Source organism: Paraburkholderia sp. OAS925 (assembly GCF_040543975.1).
Lineage (GTDB): Bacteria > Pseudomonadota > Gammaproteobacteria > Burkholderiales > Burkholderiaceae > Paraburkholderia > Paraburkholderia graminis.
Window position 1 is genome coordinate 3,128,599 of sequence record NZ_JBEUNO010000001.1, and the last position, 26,602, is coordinate 3,155,200.

Consider the following 26,602-nt stretch of genomic DNA (forward strand, 5'->3'; position numbering starts at 1 on the left):
GCCGCGAAGCCCCGTCCTGAATTTTGCGTTGCTGGATGTAGTGCCAAAGCCGCGTCAGCGCCGATGCGATGCGACGCGCTGAACGAGGCTAGCTCTCGAGCCGCTCGATCTGCGAGCCGGTTTCCGACGCCACCCGTTCGATGAACATCAACTGCCGCACCGCCTCGCCCGCCGCCTGGTCCGCGCCGCTGTCGAGCAATGCGCCGAGCTTGTCGAAACGCACGCGCTCTTCGTCGCGCAATTCGCCGAGCAGCGCATCGAGCGCGTCGACGTTCTTCGCCGCGGCGGCGTCTTCGATCGCTTCGCGCCATTCCATCTGCTGCATCAGAAACGCCGGCTCCATCGCCGTGTTGTCGTGCGCGCCGATGTCGATGCCGCGCAGATGCAACAGATACGTCGCGCGCTTGAGCGGATCGCGCAGCGTCTGATACGCCTCGTTCGCGCGCGTCGCCCATTGCATCGCGATGCGCTTTTGCGCGTCGCCGGCCGCCGCGAAGCGGTCCGGATGCACTTGCGCCTGCACCGTGCGATACGCGTGATCGAGCGCGGCGGGATCGAGCGCAAATTGCGCCGGAAGACCAAAGAGGTCGAAGTGGCTATCGTTCAGCGAGGCCATCGGATAGAAGTTTCCGTTCATTCAAAGGAGCGCATGCAAAGCGCAGTCCCGCGGTGCGATCGTGCGATTGTGCGATCTTGCGAAGCAAACTAAAAAGGCGGCCCGCGCCGCCTTTGGTCCGCTCCACGCGGAAGTTCCGGTTATACGCGGAACGACTCGCCGCAACCGCACTCGTCCTTCACGTTCGGATTGTTGAACTTGAAGCCTTCATTCAGGCCTTCGCGCGCGAAATCGAGCTCGGTTCCGTCGATATAAGCGAGGCTCTTCGGGTCGACAATGATCTTCACGCCGTTGCATTCGAATACCTCGTCTTCGGGCGCGAGTTCGTCCACATACTCCAGCTTGTAGGCCAAGCCGGAGCAGCCGGTGGTGCGCACGCCCAGACGCAGGCCCACGCCTTTACCACGACGGATCAGATACTTCTGCACGTGCTGTGCTGCCTTTTCGGTCAACGTAATTGCCATAGCGTTTCTCATTGCGCGGTGCGTGCCGACGCCCCGCTGCCCTGCCTGCATCAAATATCGCTCATGCGTGACGGCGCCAACCCACCGCGCCGTTCGCTTCAACTCGCCCGATCGCTTTCGAACTCGTGGCTTCAGGCGTGCTGCTGGTCGCCTTCCACTACTGCTGCTTCGCCGTGACGTTGCTTGTAGTCGGCGACCGCTGCCTTGATCGCGTCTTCCGCGAGAATCGAGCAGTGGATTTTCACCGGCGGCAACGCGAGTTCTTCGGCGATCTGCGTGTTCTTGATCGACATAGCCTGATCGAGCGTCTTGCCCTTCACCCACTCGGTGACGAGCGAGCTCGACGCGATCGCCGAACCGCAGCCGTACGTCTTGAACTTCGCGTCTTCGATGATGCCGTCCGCGCCCACGCGGATCTGCAGCTTCATCACGTCGCCGCATGCGGGTGCGCCGACCATGCCGGTGCCGACCGCGTCGTCGTCCTTCGAGAACGAGCCGACGTTGCGCGGGTTTTCGTAGTGGTCCAGAACCTTGTCGCTATAAGCCATGATTACACTCCTTGATTCGTTTCAATCTGCGTGTTCGTAAATTGCGCGGTGAACTGCGCGGTAAGTTGCGCGATCGTTTCGACTAGCCGGCGCGTCAGTGCGCTGCCCACTGAATCGTCGAAATATCAATGCCGTCCTGGTGCATTTCCCACAGCGGCGACAGATCGCGCAGCTTCGCAATTTTCGTCTTCAGCAGATTGATCACGTAGTCCACGTCCTGCTCGGTCGTGAAGCGGCCCACCGTGAAGCGGATCGAGCTGTGCGCGAGTTCGTCGTTACGGCCAAGCGCGCGCAACACGTACGACGGTTCCAGCGAAGCCGACGTGCACGCCGAACCCGACGACACCGCCACGTCTTTCACCGCCATGATCAGCGATTCGCCTTCGACGAAATTAAAGCTGATGTTCAGGTTGTGCGGCACACGCTTTTCCATGTCGCCGTTCACATAGACTTCGTCGATCTCCGACAGCCCGCGCAGCAAACGGTCGCGCAGCATGCGAATGCGCTCGTTTTCCGTTGCCATTTCCTCGCGCGCGATGCGGAACGCCTCGCCCATGCCGACGATCTGATGCGTAGCCAGCGTGCCCGAACGCATGCCGCGCTCGTGACCGCCGCCGTGCATCTGCGCCTCGATACGCACGCGCGGCTTGCGGCGCACGTACAGCGCGCCGATGCCCTTCGGACCATACGTCTTGTGCGCCGAGAAGGACATGAGGTCGACCTTCAGTTTTTGCAAATCGATATCGATCTTGCCGGTGGCTTGCGCGGCGTCCACGTGAAAAATAATGCCTTTTTCACGGGTGATTTCGCCGATTGCCTCGATGTCCTGAATCACGCCGATCTCGTTGTTCACCGACATCACCGACACGAGAATCGTGTCCGGGCGAAGCGCGGCCTTGAACTTCTCGAGGTCGATCAGACCGTCGTCCTGCACATCCAGATACGTGACTTCGAAGCCTTCACGCTCCAGCTCGCGGCAGGTGTCCAGCACGGCCTTGTGCTCGGTCTTCACCGTGATGATGTGCTTGCCCTTGCTCTTGTAGAAGTGCGCGGCGCCCTTGATCGCGAGGTTGTCCGACTCGGTTGCGCCCGAGGTCCAGATGATTTCGCGCGGATCGGCATTGACGAGCGCGGCGACGTTTTCGCGCGCTTCTTCGACCGCGCGCTCAGCCGTCCAGCCATACGAATGGCTACGCGACGCGGGGTTGCCGAACTGCTCGCGCAGATACGGAATCATCTTGTCCACCACGCGCGGATCGACCGGGGTCGTGGCGCTGTAGTCCATGTAAATGGGCAGGTGGGGAATCTCGTTGTTCATGTATCGCTCCGGGGACGTCGTGTGCTCTGGCTTCTGAATTCGTGATCGCGCTGCGGTATGCCGCGCCGCGTCTTACGAACCGGCCATGTTGAAAACGGAATTAGGACCTTTGGGCGCCACGCGAACGGGCTCGACCGCCGGCGCCTCACTGCGCCTGTCGCGCAGAACGGCCGGCGCGCCTTCGCGCGAACGTTGCTGATCGACCAGATCTTTCAGCGAGACCGAATCCAGGTACTCGACCATTTTCTGGTTCAGCGTGGACCACAGCTCATGCGTCATGCAATGGCCGTCGTGCTGCTTGGTGCCCTCGCACGAGCCCTTGCCGCCGCATTGGGTGGCGTCGAGCGGCTCGTCCACCGCGATGATGATGTCGGCCACGGTCACGTCTTCGGCGCGGCGCGCGAGATTGTAGCCGCCGCCCGGCCCGCGCACGGACTCGACGATTTCATGACGACGCAGCTTGCCAAACAGCTGCTCGAGGTACGACAGGGAGATATGCTGGCGCTGGCTGATACCTGCAAGCGTCACCGGGCCCTGCTCCTGGCGTAAAGCCAGGTCGATCATCGCCGTGACGGCGAAACGGCCTTTCGTGGTGAGTCTCATATGTATGGGGAACCGCTATTCTCGACAAGTTTTGTCAAGTATAAATACATGACCGATTTAGTCAAGTATCCCTCCTGGGATGTGGGTCATTACTTAATTGCTCGCGCGCTTTTCCAGCGACGCCGCGAGCTAATCGATCAATTGGGGACGCAATGCGGCGATGAGCCCGCGGCAAGCCGCCTCGCATTGATCCAGCACCTGCTCGAAACCTTCCGCGCCGCCGAAATACGGATCGACGACTTCGCGCGAACCGCTCCAGCGAGCGTCGCTTTCGGGCACGAATTCCATCAGCAGGCGAATCTTGTCCTGCTGGTCCGGCGGACACACCTGGCGCAGCGCGGCGACGTTCTTGTCGTCCATTGCGATCAGCAGGTCGAAGCGGTCGAAGTCGATGTCCGCTATCTGCCGCCCACGCAGTGCCGCGAGGTCGTAGCCGCGGCCGCGCGCGGCGTGCTGCGCGCGCTCGTCCGGCGGCTGGCCGATGTGCCAGTCGCCCGTGCCGGCGGAGTCGAGCAAAATGCGCCCACCGAGTTTCGCCTCGTCGACGAGACGGCGCATCACGGCTTCCGCGGTCGGCGAACGACAGATGTTCCCGAGGCAGACAAAGCAGATGGACACAGTTTTCATCGGAGGCTTCTTTTGCGCTTTTCGGCGCGGTGAGGTGCGAATGGCGGCAAATACGCCGCGACGCGACGCCCGCCGCGCGGTGCCGCGATTATACAAAGGCGCACGAAATTGCGCCGCGGACGCCGCCCGGCATTGCTTCGGCCGCTCGCGGGCTCAGGTTCGAGTTCAGGACGCCTGCGCCAGAGGCAGCGTGGTCACGGTGCGCAACGGCTTGACCGGCGCGGACGACGCGTCGTCGATCATGCCGTAGGACGCCGCCCGCGCCAGTTCGGCGGTCAATTGGTCTGCCGCCAACGGCGCCTGCGAGCCGCGCGCGGACAGATCGCCGCAAATGTGCAGATACGCCACGGCCGCTAACCCGACGACCAGTGCGAGAGGCCAGTACACCGCTATTGTCTTTTTCATGATGTCGTTCTTCCAGAGGAGGGCTAGCTAAGCTCATCGCTTACTATGCCCATGACGAATCCTATAGGAATAGCCAATCGGGAAAAACCGGCTCAGGCGCGATACAGCGTTGTCGGAAATGGAACAGTGATTTGATGCGGACACGATCAGGGGCGATCGGCTCACGCCTGGCACGAAAAATAAGTCCTTACAAAAGCATACAAAGCTACCGCCACGGATGCGCATAATTGCGGTCTCATTACTACGAAACCTACTGTCTCGGGCTTGAAATGAAACGCTTCGCACCCTTTGCCGCTGTCGCCGTCGCCGCCCTGCTCGGCGGCTGCGCCGTCTATCCGGACGGCACGCCGATGTACAGCAACGGCTACAGCACCTATGACGGCTACTACGACGCGTACGGCGCGCCCGTCCCGCAGACGAACGTCTACATGGGCTACAGCAATTATTACGGTCCGGGCTATTACGGCGGTCCGGGGCGCTATTACGGTCCAGGATACGGCGGATACCGAGGGCGGCCGTACTACGACGGAGACCACGGCAATCGGGGCGGAAACGGTGGGCCGCATGGCCAACCCAACGGTGGACCTCGCGGCCAGCCCAACGGCGGACCGCCTCCGCAGGGAGCGGTCGCGGGTCCGCGCGGTCCGAGCGGCTCGAATGCGCCGCGGCCCGGCGTCGCGCCGCCGCCCCCGCCGCCGCCCGCGCCGGCGCCAGCACCGCAGGCGGGCGGTCGCGGCGATGCCGGCGCACCCGTGTTGAGAGGCAATCCGGCTCGGGGCATGACAACGCATTAGAGCAGCGCTTTAGCGGCGGTGAACGGCACGCCGCGGGCACGCCACGGCGTCTCAAGCGACTTGCCACGCGGGCCAGCCTTGGCGTATGGCACCGGCGCCGTCGCAACAGCGGTTGGCTCTCGCGAAAACTTCTACCGGCACGTTGCACAACTCACTAGCAGTAGCAGCAGCACTCGCGCGACGGCAGAGCGCCGCCCCAACCTTCTTCAGCCGATATGACTGCGTTGCGCGGCGTACAACTCCCGGAACGTGCGTCCAACCGGCGCGGGCATATCCCGCGTATTCGTCCAGCCGGCGCCGCCCAAAGGGAGCTTCGCAATCGACCGATTGCGCCCGCCCATGCGCTCCAGCACCCGCACAGCGAGTTTCGTGACGAGCGCGTAAGCGTCCGGATGCATCGCCAGAAAACCCCACACTGCGAGACCCGCGCGCTCCTTCCACGGACGCAGGCGCCGTTCAACCTGCTTCTCGCGCAGTTTGCGCAGCAGATCGGACAACGGAATGCCGACCGGACATACGCTATTGCACTCGCCGCACAGCGTGGCTGCTTGCGGCAGATCGAGCGCCTTATCGAGGCCGACGTAGCTCGGCGTCAGCACAGAACCCATCGGGCCGGGATACACCCAGCCGTAGGCATGGCCGCCGACTTTCTGATACACCGGGCAATGATTCATGCACGCGCCGCAACGAATGCAGCGGAGCATCTCCTGAAAATCGCCGCCGATCAGCCCCGTGCGCCCGCCGTCGACGAGCACCACATACATATGCTCGGGCCCGTCCTGATCGCCCTCGCCTCGCGGCCCGGTCAGCACCGAGAAATAGTTGGACGTGGTCTGGCCCGTCGCCGAGCGCGGCAGCAAGCGCATGGCCGTCGCGAGGTCTTCGAGCGTGGGCAGCACCTTTTCGATGCCGGTGACGGCGACATGCACGCGCGGCATCACCGTACACATGCCTTCGTTGCCCTCATTGGTGACGAGCACCACCGAGCCGGTTTCCGCGATCACGAAGTTGCCGCCGGTCACACCCATGTCCGCGCTCATGAAGTGCGGGCGAAGCACCTGCCGGGCTTCCAGCGTCATATCGGGAATTTCGGTAAGCCGCGGCCGGCCGTGCGTTTTGGCGAACAGGTCGGCGATCTCGTCCTTATCCTTGTGGACGACGGGCGCGATGATGTGGCTAGGCGGCTCGTTGTCGTTGATCTGCAGAATGTATTCGCCGAGATCGGTCTCGATGGATTGCACGCCCATCTGTCCGAGCACCTCGTTCAGGCGCATTTCCTCGGTGACCATCGACTTGGTCTTGATCACCTTCTTCACATCGTGCCGGCGTGCAATTTCGCCGACGAGCCGCGCGGCCTCCTGCGTGGTCTCGGCAAAGAGCACGGTGACGCCGCGCCGGGCCGCCTCGCGTTCGAACGTCTCGAGCCACACGTCCAGATTTTCGAGCGCCCGGTTGCGGCGCTCCTTCAGTGCGTCCCGCGTGGCGGGAAAGTCGATCGCGGTCAGCGCCGCGGCGCGCGCGGAGACGAACTTGGTGGACAGCTTGGTCAGGTTCTGCTGCAGCCGCTGATCCGCGAGCTTCTGACCGGCGCGCGCCTTGAATTGCATCGATTGGATTTGCATGGCGGTCCCCTTACCCCGTTATACGTCGCCGGCCAGGACCTGCGCGATGTGCAGCACGCGCGTCGCGGTATCGCCGGTGCGCCTCAGGCGCCCTTCGATATTGAGCATGCAGCCGAGATCGCCGAGCACCACCGCGCCCGCGCCGCTGTCGCGGATATTCGCGCATTTTTCGTCGACGATCGCCGTGGAGATGTCGCCGTACTTCACCGCAAACGTGCCGCCGAAGCCGCAGCAGTGTTCGCAGCCCTTCATTTCGGTCACCGCGACGCCCACCTGGGCGAGCAGTTCGCGCGGCTGCGCCTTCACGCCGAGTTCGCGCAGACCGGAACACGAATCGTGATACGTCACCTGTCCGGCGAATTCGCCGGGCTGCAACCGCACTTTCGCGACGTTGACGAGGAAGTCGGTCAGCTCGAACACCCTGGCGCGCAGGCGGCCGAAGCGATTCATCAGTTCGGGGTCGTCGGCGAACAGGTCGCCGTAATGCGCGCGGATCATGCCGCCGCACGAGCCTGACGGCACCACCACGTAGTCGAACTGCTCGAATTCGCGCAAGGTTTTCTCGGCGAGGTCGCGGGCGATGCGCCGCTCGCCCGAGTTGTACGCGGGCTGGCCACAGCACGTTTGCGCCGGCGGCACCACCACTTCAAAACCGGCGCCTTCGAGCAGCTTGATCACCGAAAAACCGATTTCGGGCCGCATCAGGTCGATCAGGCAGGTGACGAACAATCCGACTCGCATGAGCCCTCCTCCGGGAAAACGTCCCTGATTATCCGCTGTTTGGCGCACAATACCAACGCCCGGAAGGCATAGGACGAACGCCTCGCCGAATTCGAAGGCCGCTTCCAAGTGCGTTCGCTTTTTTCACGATACGAGATACAATCAGTTTCCGCTGTTTGACGCGTCAACCGATTCTTCTTATGAGCGACACGAACCCGGATCCCAAAACTTCGATCCAGGTGATCGAACGCATGATGCGCCTGCTCGACGCACTCGCCGCGCATAGCGACCCGGTCAGCCTGAAAGAACTCGCCATCCGCACGGAACTGCATCCGTCCACCGCGCACCGCATCCTGAACGACATGGTGATGTGCCGGCTCGTCGACCGGTCCGATCCCGGCACGTACCGGCTCGGCATGCGCTTGCTCGAACTCGGCAATCTCGTGAAGGCGCGGCTGTCCGTGCGCGACGCGGCGCTCACGCCGATGCGCGAGCTGCATCGGCAGACGGGCCAGACCGTGAACCTGTCGGTGCGTCAGGGCGACGAGATCGTGTACATCGAGCGCGCTTATTCCGAGCGTTCGGGCATGCAGGTCGTGCGCGCCATCGGCGGACGCGCGCCGCTGCATCTGACTTCCGTCGGCAAGCTCTTCCTCGCCGCCGACGAATCGACGCGCGTGCGCGCCTACGCAACCCGCACCGGCCTCTCGGGCCACACGCAAAACAGCATCACCGACTTAGCCAAGCTCGAGCGCGAACTGTCGCATGTGCGCCAGCAAGCGTGCGCGCGCGACAATGAGGAACTGGAGCTCGGCGTGCGCTGCATCGCCGCGGGCATCTACGACGACACCGGCAAACTCGTCGCGGGTCTGTCGCTTTCGGCGCCGGCCGACCGCCTGCAGGATTCCTGGCTAGGTCAGCTCAGCCAGACAGCGCTTGTGATTTCCGAAGCGCTTGGGTATCGGCCGCAAGCTTCGCAGGATCATGGGCATCATTCGGGCTCGCATGCATAAGTCCTGAGTCGCGAGTCGATGAATCGACGAATCGACGAATCGACGAATCGCAGCGTGCAACGAAAAAGCCCCGCAAATGCGGGGCTTTTCAATTGTGGCGACCGATTCTTAAACCGACCGCAAACACAGAAACACAGCGCGCTCAGGTGCCCGGCCCGCCGGCGTCCGCGCTCGTGATACGCGCCTGATCGCCGCCGTTGTCGAGCCACGTGCGCAGCCGCGTGGCGTCGGCGAAACGCGAGTACTTGCCCGACGAGTCGAGCAGCACCAGCACCATCGGACGGCCATGAATGTTGGCCTGCATCACGAGGCACTCACCCGCTTCGTTGATGAAGCCGGTCTTTTGCAGACCGATCTCCCACGTCGGGTTACGCACGAGCGCATTCGTGCTGTTGTACGCGAGCGTGCGCTTGCCCGTGTACACCTCGTAGCTGCGGTCCGTCGAGAACCGGCGGATCAGCGGATATTGATACGCGGCATTGACCATCTTCACGAGATCGCGCGCGCTCGACACGTTCTGGCTCGTCAAGCCGGTGGGATTCTCGAAGTGCGTGTCGGTCATGCCGAGTTGCCGCGCCTTCGCGTTCATGGCGGCAAGGAACGCCGGCCGGCCGCCCGGGTAGTAGCGCGACAGCGCCGCGGCGGCGCGGTTTTCCGACGCCATCAGCGCGATATGCAGCATGTCTTCGCGCGACAGCACCGAGCCGACGGACAGGCGCGAGCCGGTGTTCTTTTCGTAGTCGCGGTCTTCGTCCGTGACTTCGAGCTGATCGGTCATCGGCTCTTTCGAATCCAGCACGACCATCGCGGTCATCAGCTTCGTGATGGACGCGATCGGCACCACGGCGCGCGAGTTTTTATCGAAGAGCGACTCGCCGGTGTTCTGGTCGACCACGTACGCGACGCTCGAGCGCAGCATCAGCGCGTCCGGCGTCTCGTGCAGGCCGAATGCCTGGCCGACGGTCGGCTGGCGCGGCTCATAGGCAACGCGCCGCACCACCGAGTGGTGACGGCCGTTCGACGTATAGGTCACGCGCTTGCGCTTGACGCTCGCGCGCGGCGCGTCGTCATCAGCGGCGGCGGCCTTTGCGACCGCGCCTTTGCTGCCGGCTTTCACAGCTTTGCTCGAGACCTTGGTTGCGGCGGCGGGCTTCTTGGCGGCCTTCGCGTGCTTCGAGGTTTTTGCGGATGCAGCGGGCGTCGCGGCAAAAGTGCTCACGGGCGTGCCAAGCGCCGCCGCGAGGACCATGGAGGCGGCCACCGACAAAGCGGTGCTGCGCGCCGCGCCGTGGATCACTTTTAGCGACGAAAACATGTCGGTTTTCATGGGTGTTCTGTAGGGAGCGGCGAGAGGGTTCCGCAAGTGTAGTAAAACAACGAAAAATTAGCAATTTGAAGCACTTATCTGCGCTCCTTAAACCAGCTTATAAGCTCCGATCGCAAAAACGCAAATAAGTGCCGCGCTTCGATCGATAAAAACGATCGGAGCGCCGCGCCTCGCCACCACCGTCACCCTGAAAAAGGGTGTGGTCCTTTCAGCATAACGGCAATTTCGAGACAACCTTGATGAGGGGAAACACGGCTGTCGCGGCCAACGAGGTCTCCCGCCGCGGACGCCAGCGAGACAACACGCGCAGCGGACGTTGTCTTAAATGCCCGCTGCAAATCGCAGACGCGCGTTCGACCGGCATCAACGATTAACGTTCCGTGACAGTTTATGGTTTACATCAATTCGCATCCGCGCCCAGCTTTTGTTAAATAGACCCCTCACGGTTTTTTCCGCGGCGCACGCAAAAGCGCCTCGGAGAGGCTGTTGGAGCCGGAACAAAATACCGTTTTCGGACTTTCCACTGGCAAGAACGGTCAATCGTTCCGCGTCATGCGGCTGTCATTCAGAGCGCATAAGCTATTGTTTCCTAAGTGGTTTCTTAAGATTGTGCAATGCACAAAAACCACTTGACATTCCTTGGCGCCATCTTAAAATAGAACTCATTGCTGCGATGCACAATACATCGCGGTCCGGGCAGACGAATTTGTGCGTCTCGCCACCACCCAATGCGGTCGCAGAGTTCGGCCGCGATCCAGGAGCGTAAACCATGACTTTGCTGACCCCCGAGCAATTCGCTGCAGCCCAGAAAGCCAACTTCGAAACGCTGTTCGGCCTGACCACCAAGGCATTCGAAGGCGTCGAAAAGCTGGTCGAACTGAACCTGCAAGTCGTGAAATCGACGCTCGCGGAAAGCCAGGAAAATGCCCAGCGCGCGCTGTCGGTGAAAGACGCGCAGGAACTGCTGGCACTGCAAGCGAGCCTCGCGCAGCCGGTCGCTGAAAAGGCGCTGTCGTATGGCCGTCACGTGTACGAAATCGTTTCGGCAACGCAAGGCGAGTTCGCCCGCGTAGCGGAAGCGCAATTCGAAGAGCAGAACCGCAAGGTTCAGTCGCTCGTCGAAAACGTCGCGAAGAATGCACCGGCCGGTTCGGAAACCGCTGTCGCCGTGATCAAGTCGGCCATCACTGCCGCCAACACCACGTACGAAACGGTCCACAAGGCCACGAAGCAAGCTGTCGAAATCGCGGAAAGCAACTTCAACGCAGCCGCCACGGCCGCTTCGAAGGCTGCATCGCAAGCCGCTGCGCAAGCTTCGCGCTCGGCCAAGAAGCCGGTCTAAGTTTCCGGTCTGCTTCCAGGCTCGCTGTCGGAGCCTGGGTCGACTGACCCGAGGCCTTGCTTCGGGCATCGTTTGCGCCGGCCCAGCTTCATCGCTGCGCCGGCGTTGCTGTAAGCAACAGCGTCGTGCCGTTGCCGCTCACACGGTTTCAATTGGCCGAACGCTCCGATACGTTGAATGACGTATCGTTTGCCCGGCGAAGCGCCGGGATTTTTTTGCGCGGCGTTCGCGGCGTTGCTTCGTTTCGGGCCGCGGCTCGAATGCGATTGAGCTTCAGATGAGAAACGGCGCGCCCCGCAAAGGGCGCGCCGTTTGTTTTCGAGCGCCATCCGCACGCATGCGGACGAGCCAAACGCATTACTTCTTTTTCTGCGGCGGCAAATCGGTACAGACGCCTTCGTACAGTTCGGCGGCCATGCCGATCGATTCGCCGAGCGTCGGGTGCGGATGAATCGTCTTGCCGATGTCTTCCGCGTCCGCGCCCATTTCGATCGCGAGGCACACTTCGCTGATCAGGTCACCCGCATTCAGACCGACGATACCGCCGCCGATCACGCGATGCGTTTCCTCGTCGAACAGCAGCTTCGTGAAGCCCTCGTCGCGGCCGTTGGCGATCGCGCGGCCCGATGCGGCCCACGGGAACACCGCCTTGCCGTACTTGACGCCTTCGGCCTTCAACTGGTCTTCGGTCTTGCCGGCCCACGCCACTTCGGGATCGGTGTAAGCCACTGACGGAATCTGCAGCGCGTCGAAGTACGCCTTCTCGCCGTGAGCGGCTTCGGCGGCAACGTGTCCTTCGTGCACGGCCTTATGCGCGAGCATCGGCTGACCGACGATATCGCCGATCGCGAAGATGTGCGGCACGTTGGTGCGCATCTGTTTGTCGACGTCGATAAAGCCGCGATCCGTGACCGCCACGCCGGCCTTGTCCGCGCCGATCTTCTTGCCGTTCGGCGAGCGTCCGACCGCGACCAGCACGAGGTCATAACGCTGCGCTTCCGCCGGAGCCTTCTCCCCTTCGAACGACACGTAGATGCCGTCCTCTTTCGCTTCGGCCGCGGTGGTTTTGGTCTTCAGCATGACGTTGGCGAAACGCTTGCTGTTGTACTTTTCCCAGACCTTGACCAGATCGCGGTCCGCGCCGGCCATCAGACCGTCGAGCATTTCGACGACGTCGATCTTCGCGCCGAGCGTGGCGTAGACCGTCGCCATTTCGAGCCCGATGATGCCGCCGCCGATCACCAGCATGCGCTGCGGAATCTGACGCAGTTCGAGCGCGCCGGTCGAATCGACCACACGCGGATCTTCCGGAATGAACGGCAGCTTCACCGCTTCAGAGCCCGCGGCGATGATCGCCTGCTTGAACCGGACGACCTTTTTGCCGCCCTCGGTTTGTACTTCCATGTGGTTCGGATCGACGAACGCGCCGGTGCCCGTGACCACTTCGACCTTGCGCATCTTCGCCATGCCGGCGAGACCGCCGGTCAGCTTCTTGACGACGCCCGACTTGAAGTCGCGCAGCTTGTCCAGATCGATCTGCGGTTTGGAAAACGTGATGCCGTGCGCGCCGAGCGCTTCGGCTTCGTCAATGACGAGCGCCGTGTGCAGCAGCGCCTTCGACGGAATGCAGCCCACGTTCAGACACACGCCGCCAAGCGTCGAATAACGCTCGACGAGCACCGTCTTCATGCCGAGATCGGCGGACCGGAATGCAGCCGAATAGCCGCCAGGGCCCGACCCGAGCACGAGCATGTCGCACTCGATGTCCGCGCTGCCCGAGAAGCTGCCCGCTTGCGGCGCGGGCGCAGCGGCGCCCGGCGCAGCGGCGGGAGCTGGCGCGGGTGCAGGCGCTTTTTCCGCGGCCTTCGGAGTTTCTTTAGCGGGCGCTGCTTCGCCGGACGTTTCGACGAGCGCGATGACGGTGCCTTGCGAGACTTTATCGCCGGCTTTGATACGGATTTCCTTGACGATGCCGGCGGTATCGCTCGGCACTTCCATGGATGCCTTATCGGACTCGAGCGTCAGCAGCGACTGTTCTTTTTCGATCGCATCGCCCGGTTTGATATTGACTTCGATGACATCGACGTCCTTGAAGTCACCGATATCCGGCACTTTTACTTCGACGAGACTCATAGTGTCCCCTAGTCTTGTTGATGGTGATGAGAAGAACCAGCCCAGGGCCCAAAAACTGGCAGCGCGCCAAACAGAATCATCCTTTGCAGTCCGCCGAAGGACGCGCCTTTCTTTTGCCTACTTTTCTTTGGAAGACAAAGAAAAGTAGGTGCCGCCCCGCACAGGGGCAGCGCCAATAGACCACTAAGAAAACAGGTTCTACAGAGAGACACTGATCACAGAAAAAAACCAGCGCCCCGCGCAACACCACATCAAAGAATCACACGCCGAAAATCGGCAAGAATCGCCCCAAGATACGCATTGAAGCGCGCAGCCTCAGCCCCGTCGATCACCCGATGGTCGTAAGACAACGACAGCGGCAGCATGAGACGCGGCACGAACTGCTTGCCGTCCCACACCGGCTTCATCGCGCCACGCGACAGCCCAAGAATAGCGACTTCAGGCGCATTGATAATCGGCGTGAAGTTAGTGCCGCCGATCCCGCCCAGCGACGAAATCGAGAAGCAACCGCCTTGCATCTGATCCGGCTTGAGCTTGCCTTCACGCGCGGCCTTGGAAAGATCGGTCATTTCCTTCGCGATCTCGACGAGACCCTTCTTGTCCGCATCGCGAATCACCGGAACGACGAGACCGTTCGGCGTATCGGCGGCAAAACCCACGTGGTAGTACTGCTTGAACACGAGGTTGTCGCCGTCGAGGCTCGCGTTGAACGTCGGGAATTTCTTCAACGCCGACACAACGGCCTTGATGACGAACGCCAGCATCGTGATCTTCACGCCGGCCTTTTCGTTTTCCTTGTTCAACTGCACGCGCAGCGCTTCGAGTTCGGTGATGTCCGCTTCGTCGTTGTTCGTGACGTGCGGAATCATGACCCAGTTGCGATGCAGGTTCGCGCCCGAAATCTTCTTGATGCGCGACAGCGGCTTCGCTTCGAACGGGCCGAACTTCGAGAAGTCGACCTTCGGCCACGGCAGCAGATTCAGCTCGCCGCCGCCGGCTGCGGGCACGGCTGCGCCGGCCGGAGCGGCACGCTGGCCCGTCATCACGCCCTTGATGAACGCGGTGACGTCGGCTTGCGTAATGCGGCCCTTCGGACCTGTGCCCTGAACCTGCGTCACGTCGACGCCGAGTTCGCGCGCGAACTTGCGCACCGACGGCGAAGCGTGGCTCGCGCGGCGCGAACCGCCCTCGCCGGCCGGGATCGAAGGCGCTTGTGCGAGCGCGGACGGAGCGGCCGGTGCGGGCGACGGCGCGGCGGGCGCATCCGACGGCTTCTCGGCTTGCGGCTTGGCCGCGGGAGCCGGCGCGGGCGCCGCAGCGCCGCCTTCGGCTTCCACGACGACGATCACCGAGCCTTCCGACACGGTATCGCCGACCTTGACCTTCACTTCCTTGACGACGCCGGCCGCGGAACTCGGCACGTCCATCGTCGCCTTGTCGGATTCCAGCGTGACAAGCGACTGCTCTTTCTCGACGCGATCGCCGACCTTCACCGCGACTTCGATCACGGGAATGTCTTTGTAGTCGCCGATATCCGGCACTTTGACTTCCTGCAGACCGCCGCCGCTTGCAGCCGGTGCAGCGGCCGGAGCCGCAGCCGGTGCAGGCGCGGGAGTAGCCGCAGGTGCGGGTGCAGGCGCAGCCGCCGGAGCAGCCGCGGCCGCTCCACCCTCGGCACCATCCAGCACCACGATCAGCGAACCTTCCGACACGTTGTCGCCGACCTTGACCTTCACTTCCTTGACGACGCCGGCCGCCGAACTCGGCACATCCATCGTCGCCTTGTCGGACTCCAGCGTAACGAGCGATTGCTCTTTCTCGACGGTATCACCCGCCTTGACCAGCACCTCGATCACAGGAATGTCCTTGTAATCGCCGATGTCCGGCACCTTGACTTCGATCGCTTGACTCATTGTTAGTGTCTCCTGGGCCGCGCACGCGACTGCCGCTGCCGGTCGGAACCGGTCAGTGGCGGGCGCGCACGCCGTGGCACACGGGGAATGATGCCTTAGACGGTCATCGGGTTGGGTTTGGCGGGATCAAGGTTGTACTTCTTGAGCGCCTCGGCGACGACCTTGCGTTCGATCGTGCCCTCGTCTGCCAGTGCATTCAACGCGGCAACCGTGACCCAGTAGCGGTCGACTTCGAAGAAGTGGCGCAGCTTCTCGCGCGTGTCCGAACGGCCATAGCCGTCCGTGCCCAGCACGACGAACTTCTGCGGCACGAACGCGCGAATCTGCTCGGTCAGCGCGCGAACGTAATCGGTCGAGGCAATCACCGGACCAGGCGCGTCCTTCAGCAGCTTCTCGACGTGCGAGAGCTTCTTTTCTTCCGTCGGATGCAGCATGTTCCAGCGCTGCACTTCGTGACCTTCGCGAGCGAGTTCGGTGAAGCTCGGCACGCTCCACAGATCGGCGGCGACGCCCCAGTCGTTCTTCAGCAGGTCGGCGGCGGCGATCACTTCGTTGAAGATCGTGCCCGCGCCCATCAGTTGAACACGCGGCGCTTTCTTGTCAGCGTCGGCTTTGCGGAACGCGTACATGCCCTTGATGATGTCGGCCGCTACATGCTCGCCCTGCGGAATCGCCGGGTGCTCGTAGTTCTCGTTCATCACCGTGATGTAGTAGTACACGTCTTCCTGCTCCGCGACCATGCGGCGCAGGCCGTCCTGCATGATGACCGCGAGTTCGTAACCGAACGTCGGGTCATAGCTGATGCAGTTCGGCACCGACGCGGCCCACAGCAGCGAGTGGCCGTCTTCGTGTTGCAGACCTTCGCCGTTCAGCGTCGTGCGGCCTGCCGTGCCGCCCAGCAGGAAACCGCGCGAGCGCATGTCGCCCGCGGCCCATGCCAGATCGCCGATGCGCTGGAAGCCGAACATCGAGTAGAAGATGTAGAACGGGATCATGATCTCGCCGTGCGTCGAGTACGACGTCGCGGCTGCGATCCAGTCGGACATGCCGCCGGCTTCGTTGATGCCTTCCTGCAGAATCTGACCGGTTTCCGACTCGCGGTAGAACATGAGCTGGTCGGAATCTTCCGGAATGTACTTCTGGCCGTCCTGATTCCAGATGCCGATCTGACGGAACAGACCTTCCATGCCGAACGTACGCGACTCGTCCGGGACGATCGGCACGATGCGTTTGCCGAGCGCCTTGTCCTTCAGCAAGATGTTGAGAATCCGCACGAACGCCATCGTCGTGGAAATCTCGCGGCCTTCGCCCGTGCCCTTCAGGAGCGGCTCGAATGCCGCAAGATCCGGCACCGGCAGCGACTCCGCCTTCTGACGGCGCGCCGGCAGATAGCCGCCGAGTTCCTGGCGGCGAGCGCGCATGTACTCGAGTTCCTTCGAACCTTCTTCGAACTTGAGGTACGGCACGTTGACGAGGTCTTCGTCGGAGATCGGCAGACGGAACTGGTCGCGGAATTTCTTCAGCTGCTCCACCTGCATCTTCTTCTGCTGGTGGGTGATGTTCATCGCCTGGCCGGCTTCGCCCATGCCGTAGCCCTTGATCGTCTTCGCGAGGATGACGGTCGGCTGGCCCTTGGTCTGCGTGGCTTCGTGGAACGCGGCGTAAATCTTGTGCGGATCGTGGCCGCCGCGGTTCAGGTTCCACACGTCTTCATCCGACCAGTCGGCGACCAGCGCCTTCAGTTCCGGCGTATTGAAGAAGTGCTCGCGAACGAACGCGCCCGACTCCGACTTGTACGTCTGATATTCGCCGTCGACGACTTCCATCATGCGGCGCATCAGCGCGCCCGACTTGTCGCGCTGGAACAGCGCGTCCCAGCGGCTGCCCCACACGACCTTGATGACGTTCCAGCCCGCGCCGCGGAATTCGCTTTCCAGTTCCTGGATGATCTTGCCGTTGCCGCGCACCGGACCGTCGAGGCGCTGCAGGTTGCAGTTGATCACGAACACGAGGTTGTCGAGCCGCTCGCGGCCGGCCATGCCGATCGCGCCGAGCGATTCCGGCTCGTCCGTTTCGCCGTCGCCGAGGAAAGCCCAGACCTTGCGGCCGTCGGTCTTCGCGATGCCGCGCGCCTGCATGTACTTCATGAAGCGCGCCTGGTAGATCGCCATGATCGGGCCGAGGCCCATCGAGACGGTCGGGAATTGCCAGAAATCCGGCATCAGCCACGGATGCGGATACGACGAGATGCCCTCGCCGCCCACTTCCTGGCGGAAGTTGTCGAGCTGCTGCTCGGTCAGGCGGCCAAGCAGGAACGCGCGCGAGTAAACACCCGGCGACGAGTGACCCTGCACGAACACGAGGTCGCCGCCATGTTCGGGCGACGGCGCGTGCCAGAAGTGATTGAAGCCGACGTCATACAGCGTGGCTGCCGACGCGAACGACGCGATATGGCCGCCGACGTTGGTGTCCTTGCCCGCGCGCAGCACCATCGCGATGGCGTTCCAGCGCGTGTACGAGCGGATGCGGTGTTCGATGTCCTGGTCGCCGGGAATCTTCGCCTGGCGCGCGACGGGAATCGTGTTGATGTACGGGGTGTTAGCGGAGAACGGCAGATGTTCGCCATGCACGCGGGCGAATTCGATCTGTTTCTCGATCAGGTAGTGGGCACGGTCGGGGCCAATAGCAGAAATCACGCCATCCAGCGCTTCCAGCCATTCGCCGGTTTCCTGGGGATCGTCGTCTTTTTCAGCGGCGACATATTTCATGACTTCGTCGGGTACAGCGGACATGCTCGTCTCCTGGATATAGAGGAACGCTCTTTGAACAGACGACGCGGACGAAGCACGGCCGCGGCAGCTTCGGCCGATTGTAATAAGGGTCCCGACGTCCACGCAACAAAATTTTCGAATTACGAGATCGGTTCTCATAATGCGGAAAATTGTTGCAGCGCAACCTGATTTGACTGCCTTTCCCCGGATACGTCGGCTAGTGTGCGCCGAATAACGGCACTTTCAGTGATTTTTTGCGTGATTTGCTAGCTACGCGCTGCGCTACAATGCCACGCATGTTGACCGAACGGCTTTTCGCTCGATCGGCGCGCAACGCTGGTTCGCCGGCGGATTCGTCGCCGTCCTCCCGCTGGCACCATGGGCCCTGGTGGTCCAATTCCTATTTGCTGACGCCGCTCCTGTCGATCCTGGTGTTCCTGGTCGTCATGAGCCTGATTCTGTGGAGCCTGAACCGGCGCGAGCAGCAGCAGCAGGAAGACACGCTTTACCGCAACGTCGCGTGGGCCCAGCAGCAGATTCGCCTGTCCATGACCGGCGCGCAGGAACAGATCCAGGCGCTCGCGCGCGACCTCGCCGCGGGCCACGCCGATCCGCAGTCGTTCCAGGTGTCTACCACGGACATCATGCAGGGGCATCCCGAAATCCTCTACATGAACTGGTACACGAGCCAGCAGCAGCCGCGCTGGCCCAATACCGCGCTGCCCGTGTTCGGCCAGCGTCTCGCCAAGCCGAACGACACGCAAATGGACGAGGCCGTCAAAGCCGCGTTCGCCGAGGCGCGCAGCACGCGCCGCCAGGTGTATTCGCCGCTCATCTACGACGACCTCGGCAACGGCTACATCACACTGCAAACGCCGGTCTTTCGCGACCGCGAATTTCTCGGCTCGATCGCCGCGGTGTTTTCGGTCGAAGGCATTCTCAAGCACGATATTCCGCCCGAGCTGTCGGCGAAGTACAAGATTTCGATCGTCGACGCGAACAACCGCGAGCTGACCACCACGTCCACGCGTCCGCGCCTGCCGCGCGACATGTTCTACGACCTGCCGCTCGATCCGCCGGGCCAGGGCGTCTCGGTGCGCGTGTACGCGTTCCCGCAGATGACGAACTTCACCAACAACACGCTCGTGTGGCTGGTGGCCGGTTTGTCGTGCTTCGTGTTGTGGAGTTTGTGGAGCTTGTGGAAGCACACGCGGCAGCGCTTCGAGGCGCAGCAGGCGCTCTACGCCGAAGCGTTCTTCCGCCGCGCGATGGAAAACTCCGTGCTCATCGGCATGCGCGTGCTCGACATGCACGGCCGCATCACGCACGTTAATCCCGCGTTTTGCCGCATGACCGGCTGGGACGAAAGCGACCTCGTCGGCAAGACGGCGCCGTTCGCCTACTGGCCGCGCGACGCCTATCCGGAAATGCAGCGCCAGCTCGACATGACGCTGCGCGGCAAGGCGCCGTCGTCGGGATTCGAATTGCGGGTGCGCCGCAAGGACGGCTCCACGTTCCACGCGCGTCTGTATGTATCACCGCTGATCGACAGCTCGGGCCGCCAGACCGGCTGGATGTCGTCGATGACCGACATCACCGAGCCGAAGCGCGCGCGCGAGGAACTCGCCGCCGCGCATGAGCGCTTCACCACCGTGCTCGAAAGTCTCGACGCGGCCGTGTCCGTGCTCGCCGCCGACGAAGCCGAACTGCTGTTCGCCAACCGCTACTACCGGCATCTGTTCGGCATCCGCCCGGACGGTCATCTGGAATTGGCGGGCGGCGGGTTCGATAGCGCACAGGCGTCGTCGGATTCGATCGATATGGTGGACACATACGCGGGACTGCCCGCCGCGGCGTTGACCGAAAGCACGGCCGACGCGCAGGAAATCTACGTGCAAAGCATCCAGAAATGGTTCGAAGTGCGCCGTCAGTACATCCAGTGGGTGGACGGCCACCTCGCGCAGATGCAGATCGCAACCGACATCACCACGCGCAAGCAGGCGCAGGAACTGTCGCGCCAGCAGGACGAAAAGCTGCAGTTCACGAGCCGTCTGATGACGATGGGCGAAATGGCGTCGTCGCTCGCACACGAACTGAATCAGCCGCTCGCCGCCATCAATAACTATTGCTCCGGAACCGTTGCGCTGGTTAAATCCGGTCGGACGACGCCTGACAATCTGCTGCCCGTGCTCGAAAAAACCGCACAGCAGGCGGTGCGCGCCGGCATGATCATCAAGCGCATTCGCGAGTTCGTGAAACGCAGCGAGCCGAAGCGCCAGGCGACGCGCGTCGCGGACATCGTCGCGGACGCCGTGGGCCTCGCCGAAATCGAAGTGCGCAAGCGGCGCATCCGCATCGTCACCGACATGCGCTCGCGGCTGCCCGTCATTTACGTCGACCCGGTGCTGATCGAGCAGGTGCTGGTCAACCTGCTGAAGAACGGCGCCGAGGCGATGGCGGAAGCGCGGCCGAATGCGGTCGATCCGGTGATCCGCGTCGTCGTGCGGCTGGAGGGCGGCTTTGTCAACATCAGCGTCGTGGATCAGGGCCCGGGCGTCGACGAAGCAACCGCCGAGCGGCTGTTCGAACCGTTTTACAGCACCAAGTCCGACGGCATGGGCATGGGGCTGAACATTTGCCGTTCGATTATCGAATCGCACCGCGGTCGTCTGTGGGTGGTCAACAACGTCGGAGTCAGACGGCCACATCACAGGCGCCACGTTCCATTGCAGTCTGCCTATTGGAGAGCCTGACGGCCCGAGCAACGGCGGGTCAGAGGCGCCGACACCACAAACCGTTACGGGAGAGCTATGAACAGCCCAGTCACCACACAGGAAACTGTCTTTGTCGTCGACGACGACGAGGCCGTGCGAGATTCGCTGCGCTGGCTGCTGGAGGCGAACGGCTACCGCGTGCAGTGCTTCTCCAGCGCCGAGCAGTTTATCGACGCATGGCAGCCGCATCAGCATCCGGGCCAGATTGCCTGCCTGATTCTCGATGTGCGGATGTCCGGCATGAGCGGACTGGAACTGCAGGAACGCCTGATCGCCGACAACGCGTCGCTGCCGATCATCTTCGTGACGGGTCATGGCGATGTGCCGATGGCCGTGTCCACGATGAAAAAAGGCGCGATGGACTTCATCGAAAAGCCGTTCGACGAAGCCGAACTGCGCAAGCTGGTCGAGCGCATGCTCGACAAGGCGCGCAGCGAAAGCACCAGCGTGCAGCAGCAGCGCGCCGCCGCCGAGCGCCTGGGCAAGCTGACCGCGCGCGAGCATCAGGTGCTGGAGCGCATCATCGCGGGCCGCCTCAACAAGCAGATCGCCGACGACCTCGGCATCAGCATCAAGACGGTCGAGGCGCATCGCGCGAACATCATGGAAAAGCTCAATGTGAACACGGTCGCCGATCTGCTGCGACTCGCGCTGTCGAACAAACCGCAACCGGCGCAATAAATACTGGCAAGCGTCGGCGGCGCGTCCGGCAGTTGCCGCGGCGCGCCGTGTGGCATTCGTCATCGGCCGGACTGCCCAGTCCGGCTCTTCTCCGCTATCTCTTCTGTCTGCTCGCCTCGGCGCGAGCCGTCCGCTAACGCGGACGTCGTCGGCTTGCCCGCGCGCACGCCGGTATAATGACGGACTTTGCAGCGACGCCTATCTCCGATTAGCGTCGCGCGCTTTTCATGTGCCGACCCGTTGCTGCTGAAAAACGCCATCGCGCGCGGCACGCGCTGCTCCGCTTTCCATACTGCCCCTCTCGACCGACCATGACTGCCAAACTGATCGACGGCCTCGCCCTCTCCAAGACACTGCGCGCCGACGTCGCCGCACGCGCCGCCGCGCTGACCGCCCGCGGCCATCAGCCGGGGCTCGCTGTCGTGCTCGTCGGCGACAATCCGGCCAGCGAAGTCTACGTGCGCAACAAGGTCAAGGCGTGCCACGACAATGGTCTGGGCTCGTCGCTCGACCGTTATCCGGCGGATCTGTCGGAAGCCGAACTGCTCGAGCGTATCGACGAACTCAATCGCGACCCGCTGATCCACGGCATTCTCGTGCAACTGCCGCTGCCGCCGCATATCGACAGCCACAAGGTGATCGAGGCGATCGCGCCGGAGAAGGACGTGGACGGCTTTCACGTCGCCAATGCGGGCGCGTTGCTGACCGGCAAGCCGTTGTTCCGTCCGTGCACGCCGTACGGCGTGATGAAGATGCTCGCCGCCTATGAGATTCCGCTGCAAGGCGCGAACGCGGTGGTGATCGGCCGCTCGAACATCGTCGGCAAGCCGATGGCGCTGCTGCTGCTCGAAGCGGGCGCGACGGTCACGATCTGCCACAGCAAGACGCGCGATCTCGCCGCGCACACGCGCAATGCCGACATCGTGGTCGCGGCCACCGGCCTGCGCAACCTCGTCACCGCCGACATGGTGAAGCCGGGCGCGGCCGTGATCGACGTCGGCATGAATCGCGACGAGGCCGGCAAGCTGTGCGGCGACGTCGATTTCGCGGGCGTCAAGGAAGTGGCCGGCTACATCACGCCGGTGCCGGGCGGCGTCGGTCCGATGACCATCACGATGCTGCTCGTGAATACGATTGAAGCCGCGGAGCGCGAGGCAGCGAAGAAGGCCTGAAGGTAAAAAGGAAAGCGCTGGGCAACTGCCAGCCCCGCGCTTTCAACTCGCTACGCAACCCCGGTTTGACTGCTGCTTTCATATCGGCGTGAATCGAGGTTTTGTCCGGCTCGTTATGACTCACGCTCATCTGCGTCCCCGCCCTGCTTCTCCTCGCACCTCAGTCTCACTCCATCACTCTTCGAATCCAACGCTTGCTGCGTGACCGTCAGCGCACGGTTTCGCGCGCGCCCCGCTCGCTCGCCGGCCTCGCGTCGGCACGCACCGCACGCGGGCGCGCGAGGCGAGCGCGGCACCACATCAGCACCGGCCGTTCGACGCAGTGCCACGACAGCGCGGCGCACAGCACGATAAACGGCGCGGCGATCAGCACCGCCGTCACATGACTCAATTGCGGCGCGATATTCGCCACGCATTGCTGCACCATGAAGCCATACAGATAGATGCCGTACGAGTAGTCATGGCGCGGCACGAAGCGCCGCAACAGCGGCGTCGTGCCGACCCACAGCACGCCATACACAAAAGCCAGATAGAACAACGGCTGCGCGCCCGCCGTATCGCGAAACACCAGAAAAACCATCGTCAACGCGAGCGTCATCAGACCGTGAATGTCGATCCGCTCGCGCAAGCCATACAGCAGCACGCCGAGCATGAAGAACGGCTCCGGCCAGAACGAATAGCCGCCGGGCGTCTCGCTGAAGTCGCGCAAGCCGATCTGCACGAGCGGAAGCGAATGCGGCGTCAGATGCGGCGGCAAATGCACGCGCAGCACGAAGGCGGCAATGCCGAGCGCCGCGGCGAGCAATGCGCCGCGCGGGCTCGACAGCAGACCGAGCATGCCCGCCGCGAGCACGATCAGATAGCAGCGCACTTGCAGCGGAAGCGTCCATAGCGGACTGCTGACGTCGACGGGAAAGCGGTTGTGTTCGAACACGCCGGGCAGCGCCCAGCCGGTGTTCATCACGATGGTGGAAAAGTTGTCGAGGTTCGCCCACGTCATGCCGGAGCTGAAATACTCGCGCAGCGGCAGCGTCGTGAACAACGGCCCGACGATGAACACCGTCACGAGCGAGCCGAGCGCCACTGCCGGCCACAGCCGCGCGATGCGCAGCACCGCAAAGCGCGGCGCCGAGCGTTGACGGTCGAAGCTCGCGGTCACGAGCATGCCGCTCAACAGGAAGAACGCGTAGACGCCGAGCGCGCCGAAGCCGTCGAAACCGAGCGCGTTGTGGACCCAGTCGCTCGAGCCGTCCGGCGCCTGCAGCAGATACGAATGGCCATACACGACGGCCACGGCGGCGACAAGCCGCACCAGGTCGAAATTGTTGCCGTTGCGCGATAGAGCGTGCGAAAGCGGGTGCATCGATACCTCTTGGGGAAAGCGTCGGAAAGCGTCAACTGAAGTGCTGAGCCGCCACTCGGCAGTCAAGCGACGGACGCATCAGCATGCGGCGCGGCGCCGTTTGACACAGTTCGCTTTCGCACAGAAGCGCCGCGCGCCGCGACATCTGGTAATTTGTATGCCTGCCCCAATACTATGGATGTCAGGTGCGATGGGGCGCCGCCGCGCGCACGCCGCCCAGCACCGGTTAAAGTAACCGTTAGTCATCAACCGTTCACCCGCGTCAGACAGGAAGCCTCATGTCCACTACCGTCTCGAATCACGACAACCCGCTCCTCGATTTCTCCGACCTGCCGCGCTTTGGCGAAATCCGCCCCGAACACGTCACGCCCGCGCTCGATGTGCTGCTCGCCGATGCAGCGGCCGCAGTCGAGCGCGCCGCTTTGCCGGTTACACCCGCTTCGTGGGCCGATGTCGTCGAGCCCGTCGAGCGCGCGACCGAACCGCTGTCGCGCGCATGGAGCGTCGTCGGTCATCTGAACGCCGTTGCCGATACGCCGGAACTGCGCGCCGTGTATGGCGAAAACCTGCCGCGCGTGACCGAGTTCTGGTCGAGCGTCGGGCAGAATCTTGCGCTGTACGAGAAGTACAAGACGCTGAACGCAAGCGACGAATTCGCCGCGCTCAGCAGTGAGCGCCAGAAGATTCTCAGCAACGCGCTGCGCGATTTCCGTCTGTCCGGCGCCGAATTGCCCGAGGACCAGAAGCCGCATTTCGCCGAATTGCAGGAGAAGCAGGCGGCGCTCTCGAAGGCGTTTTCCGATCATGTGCTCGATGCCACGAACGCTTATGCGTATGTCGTCGAAGCCGGCAACGAAGCGGCACTCGCCGGCCTGCCCGAAGACGTGATCGAAGCCGCGAAAGAAGCGGCTGAGCGCGACGGCAAGACCGGATACAAATTCACGCTGCATTTCCCGTCGTACTTCCCGGTCATGCAGTATTCGGAAAACCGTCCGATGCGCGAGGCGATGTACCGCGCGTATGTGACGCGCGCGTCCGAACTCGGTCCGCAATACGGCAACGGCAAGCCCGAGTGGGACAACACGGCGGTGCTCGCCGAGCAGTTGAAACTGCGCGCGGAAGAAGCGCACATGCTCGGCTACAACAATTTCGCCGAAGTCTCGCTCGCGCCGAAAATGGCGGAATCGCCGGAACAGGTCATGACTTTCCTCGAGGACCTGGCCACGCGCGCGCGTCCGCATGCGGAGCAGGACTGGAAGGAACTGCGCGAATTCGCGGCGAATGAACTCAGCCTGAGCGACCTGCAACCGTGGGACATGACGTTTGCCGCCGAGCGCCTGCGTCAGAAGCGCTATTCGTTTTCTGAGAACGAAGTGAAGCAGTATTTCCCGGAAGACGCTGTTTTCAAGGGCCTTTTTAAAGTCACCGAGACTTTGTTCGGCGTGCGTATCCGCCGCGACGAAGCCGCTGTGTGGCATCCGGACGTGCGTTTTTTCCGCGTCGAGAACCAGGACGGCGGCCTCGTCGCGCAGTTCTACCTCGACCTGTACGCACGCGAAGGCAAACGCGGCGGCGCCTGGATGGACGACGCGCGCGGCCGTCACAAGCATACGCACGGCGGCGTGCAAACGCCGGTTGCGTATCTGACCTGCAACTTTTCGGCGCCGGTCGGCGGCAAGCCTGCATGCTTCACGCACGACGAAGTCATCACGCTCTTCCACGAGTTTGGGCACGGGCTGCATCACATGCTGACGCGCGTCGATGAACTCGGCGTGTCCGGCATCAACGGCGTCGAGTGGGACGCGGTCGAACTGCCGTCGCAGTTCATGGAGAACTTCTGCTGGGAGTGGGACGTGCTCTCCGACATGACCTCGCACGTCGAAACGGCGCAGCCGCTGCCGCGCGAACTGTTCGACAAGATGCTTGCCGCGAAGAATTTCCAGAGCGGGCTCGGCACGTTGCGGCAGATCGTGTTCTCGATGTTCGACATGCAGTTGCATACCGGCTTCGACGCAACCGGGACGAAGAACGCAACGCAACTCGCGAGCGAGATCAACGAGCGTTTTCATGTCGTGCCGCAAGCGCCCTTCTCGCGTTGGCCGAACACGTTCAGCCACGTTTTCGCGGGCGGTTATGCGGCGGGCTACTACAGCTACAAGTGGGCCGAGGTGCTGTCCGCCGACGCGTATGCGGCATTCGAGGAAGCCGCGCAATCGGCGAGCGGCAGTGTGCTCGATCAGGCAACCGGCATGCGCTATCGCAAGGAGATTCTCGAAGTGGGCGGCAGCCGCCCCGCGATGGAATCGTTCAAGGCGTTCCGCGGACGCGAGCCGAACATCGACGCGCTGCTGCGGCATAACGGCATGACGCCTGCCGCCGCGCACTGAATGAATGGT

At 62.8% G+C, this 26,602-nt stretch carries 20 protein-coding genes and 1 pseudogene; 7 read left to right on the forward strand and 14 right to left on the reverse strand.

Features of this window, described 5'->3' with window-relative positions:
- Positions 1-88: 88 nt before the first annotated feature.
- From hscB to ABIE53_RS13660, 7 genes are all read right to left on the reverse strand, one after another.
- On the reverse strand, positions 89-616 hold the full coding sequence (hscB, locus tag ABIE53_RS13630; RefSeq protein ID WP_029967488.1) for a Fe-S protein assembly co-chaperone HscB: 528 nt from the start codon (positions 614-616) through the stop codon (positions 89-91).
- A gap of 140 nt (positions 617-756) precedes the next feature.
- A complete protein-coding gene (gene iscA, locus ABIE53_RS13635) occupies positions 757-1,080 on the reverse strand; it encodes an iron-sulfur cluster assembly protein IscA (RefSeq protein WP_029967490.1) in 324 nt (107 codons plus the stop codon).
- Positions 1,081-1,211: 131 nt separating this feature from the next.
- Positions 1,212-1,628 carry a Fe-S cluster assembly scaffold IscU gene (gene iscU, locus ABIE53_RS13640; protein ID WP_006051271.1) on the reverse strand — a complete coding sequence of 139 codons (417 nt, stop codon included), beginning with the start codon at positions 1,626-1,628 and terminating at the stop codon, positions 1,212-1,214.
- Positions 1,629-1,722: 94 nt separating this feature from the next.
- Positions 1,723-2,946 (reverse strand): IscS subfamily cysteine desulfurase, encoded by a 1,224-nt coding sequence (locus ABIE53_RS13645; protein WP_006051270.1) that lies wholly within the window; start codon positions 2,944-2,946, stop codon positions 1,723-1,725.
- 72 nt (positions 2,947-3,018) lie between these two features.
- Complete coding sequence (gene iscR, locus ABIE53_RS13650; protein ID WP_006051269.1) at positions 3,019-3,549, reverse strand: Fe-S cluster assembly transcriptional regulator IscR; 531 nt, start codon at positions 3,547-3,549, stop codon at positions 3,019-3,021.
- Positions 3,550-3,678: 129 nt separating this feature from the next.
- Positions 3,679-4,176: a low molecular weight protein-tyrosine-phosphatase gene (locus ABIE53_RS13655; protein ID WP_053859064.1), complete on the reverse strand. Its 498-nt coding sequence runs from the start codon at positions 4,174-4,176 to the stop codon at positions 3,679-3,681.
- Positions 4,177-4,341: 165 nt separating this feature from the next.
- Positions 4,342-4,581 carry a hypothetical protein gene (locus tag ABIE53_RS13660; RefSeq protein WP_114156238.1) on the reverse strand — a complete coding sequence of 80 codons (240 nt, stop codon included), beginning with the start codon at positions 4,579-4,581 and terminating at the stop codon, positions 4,342-4,344.
- A 269-nt stretch (positions 4,582-4,850) separates the two neighbouring features.
- On the opposite strand from ABIE53_RS13660, the gene ABIE53_RS13665 reads away from it, so the two are divergent.
- Entirely contained in the window at positions 4,851-5,375 is a 525-nt protein-coding gene (locus ABIE53_RS13665) for a hypothetical protein (protein ID WP_044021733.1), read from the forward strand.
- Between the two features lie 206 nt (positions 5,376-5,581).
- Here the strand turns inward: ABIE53_RS13665 and ABIE53_RS13670 are convergent, their stop codons facing one another.
- Together ABIE53_RS13670 and ABIE53_RS13675 are read right to left on the reverse strand one after the other, a co-directional pair.
- Entirely contained in the window at positions 5,582-6,997 is a 1,416-nt protein-coding gene (locus tag ABIE53_RS13670; RefSeq protein ID WP_006051263.1) for a lactate utilization protein B, read from the reverse strand.
- An 18-nt stretch (positions 6,998-7,015) separates the two neighbouring features.
- Positions 7,016-7,738, reverse strand: a complete 723-nt coding sequence (locus tag ABIE53_RS13675; RefSeq protein WP_006051262.1) for a (Fe-S)-binding protein — start codon at positions 7,736-7,738, stop codon at positions 7,016-7,018.
- 179 nt (positions 7,739-7,917) lie between these two features.
- Here ABIE53_RS13675 and ABIE53_RS13680 point away from each other — a divergent pair, with 179 nt between their 5' ends.
- Positions 7,918-8,730 carry an IclR family transcriptional regulator gene (locus ABIE53_RS13680; RefSeq protein ID WP_114156239.1) on the forward strand — a complete coding sequence of 271 codons (813 nt, stop codon included), beginning with the start codon at positions 7,918-7,920 and terminating at the stop codon, positions 8,728-8,730.
- 142 nt (positions 8,731-8,872) lie between these two features.
- Here ABIE53_RS13680 and pbpG read toward each other — a convergent pair whose 3' ends face one another.
- A complete protein-coding gene (pbpG, locus tag ABIE53_RS13685) occupies positions 8,873-10,057 on the reverse strand; it encodes a D-alanyl-D-alanine endopeptidase (protein ID WP_114156240.1) in 1,185 nt (394 codons plus the stop codon).
- Positions 10,058-10,826: 769 nt separating this feature from the next.
- On the opposite strand from pbpG, the gene ABIE53_RS13690 reads away from it, so the two are divergent.
- Positions 10,827-11,399: a phasin family protein gene (locus ABIE53_RS13690; protein ID WP_006051259.1), complete on the forward strand. Its 573-nt coding sequence runs from the start codon at positions 10,827-10,829 to the stop codon at positions 11,397-11,399.
- 357 nt (positions 11,400-11,756) lie between these two features.
- On the opposite strand, the gene lpdA is transcribed toward ABIE53_RS13690, so the two are convergent.
- The 3 genes from lpdA to aceE all read right to left on the reverse strand — a co-directional run bounded on the left by lpdA (position 11,757) and on the right by aceE (position 18,237).
- Positions 11,757-13,532 carry a dihydrolipoyl dehydrogenase gene (lpdA, locus tag ABIE53_RS13695; RefSeq protein ID WP_114156241.1) on the reverse strand — a complete coding sequence of 592 codons (1,776 nt, stop codon included), beginning with the start codon at positions 13,530-13,532 and terminating at the stop codon, positions 11,757-11,759.
- 251 nt (positions 13,533-13,783) lie between these two features.
- On the reverse strand, positions 13,784-15,445 hold the full coding sequence (aceF, locus tag ABIE53_RS13700; RefSeq protein WP_114156242.1) for a dihydrolipoyllysine-residue acetyltransferase: 1,662 nt from the start codon (positions 15,443-15,445) through the stop codon (positions 13,784-13,786).
- A gap of 95 nt (positions 15,446-15,540) precedes the next feature.
- Positions 15,541-18,237: a pyruvate dehydrogenase (acetyl-transferring), homodimeric type gene (gene aceE, locus ABIE53_RS13705; protein WP_114156243.1), complete on the reverse strand. Its 2,697-nt coding sequence runs from the start codon at positions 18,235-18,237 to the stop codon at positions 15,541-15,543.
- Between the two features lie 275 nt (positions 18,238-18,512).
- Between aceE and fixL the strand changes: the two are divergent.
- From fixL to folD, 3 genes and pseudogenes are all read left to right on the forward strand, one after another.
- Positions 18,513-21,030, forward strand: a pseudogene (gene fixL, locus ABIE53_RS13710) (oxygen sensor histidine kinase FixL).
- Positions 21,027-21,671 (forward strand): oxygen response regulator transcription factor FixJ, encoded by a 645-nt coding sequence (gene fixJ / locus ABIE53_RS13715; protein WP_006051254.1) that lies wholly within the window; start codon positions 21,027-21,029, stop codon positions 21,669-21,671. Before fixL ends, fixJ begins: the two are co-directional and overlap by 4 nt.
- A gap of 311 nt (positions 21,672-21,982) precedes the next feature.
- Complete coding sequence (gene folD, locus ABIE53_RS13720; RefSeq protein WP_006051253.1) at positions 21,983-22,843, forward strand: bifunctional methylenetetrahydrofolate dehydrogenase/methenyltetrahydrofolate cyclohydrolase FolD; 861 nt, start codon at positions 21,983-21,985, stop codon at positions 22,841-22,843.
- 208 nt (positions 22,844-23,051) lie between these two features.
- On the opposite strand, the gene ABIE53_RS13725 is transcribed toward folD, so the two are convergent.
- Positions 23,052-24,206: an acyltransferase family protein gene (locus ABIE53_RS13725; RefSeq protein ID WP_114156244.1), complete on the reverse strand. Its 1,155-nt coding sequence runs from the start codon at positions 24,204-24,206 to the stop codon at positions 23,052-23,054.
- 278 nt (positions 24,207-24,484) lie between these two features.
- On the opposite strand from ABIE53_RS13725, the gene ABIE53_RS13730 reads away from it, so the two are divergent.
- Positions 24,485-26,593, forward strand: coding sequence for a M3 family metallopeptidase (locus tag ABIE53_RS13730; protein ID WP_114156245.1), 2,109 nt, complete (start codon positions 24,485-24,487; stop codon positions 26,591-26,593).
- The last annotated feature ends 9 nt before the right edge of the window (positions 26,594-26,602 follow it).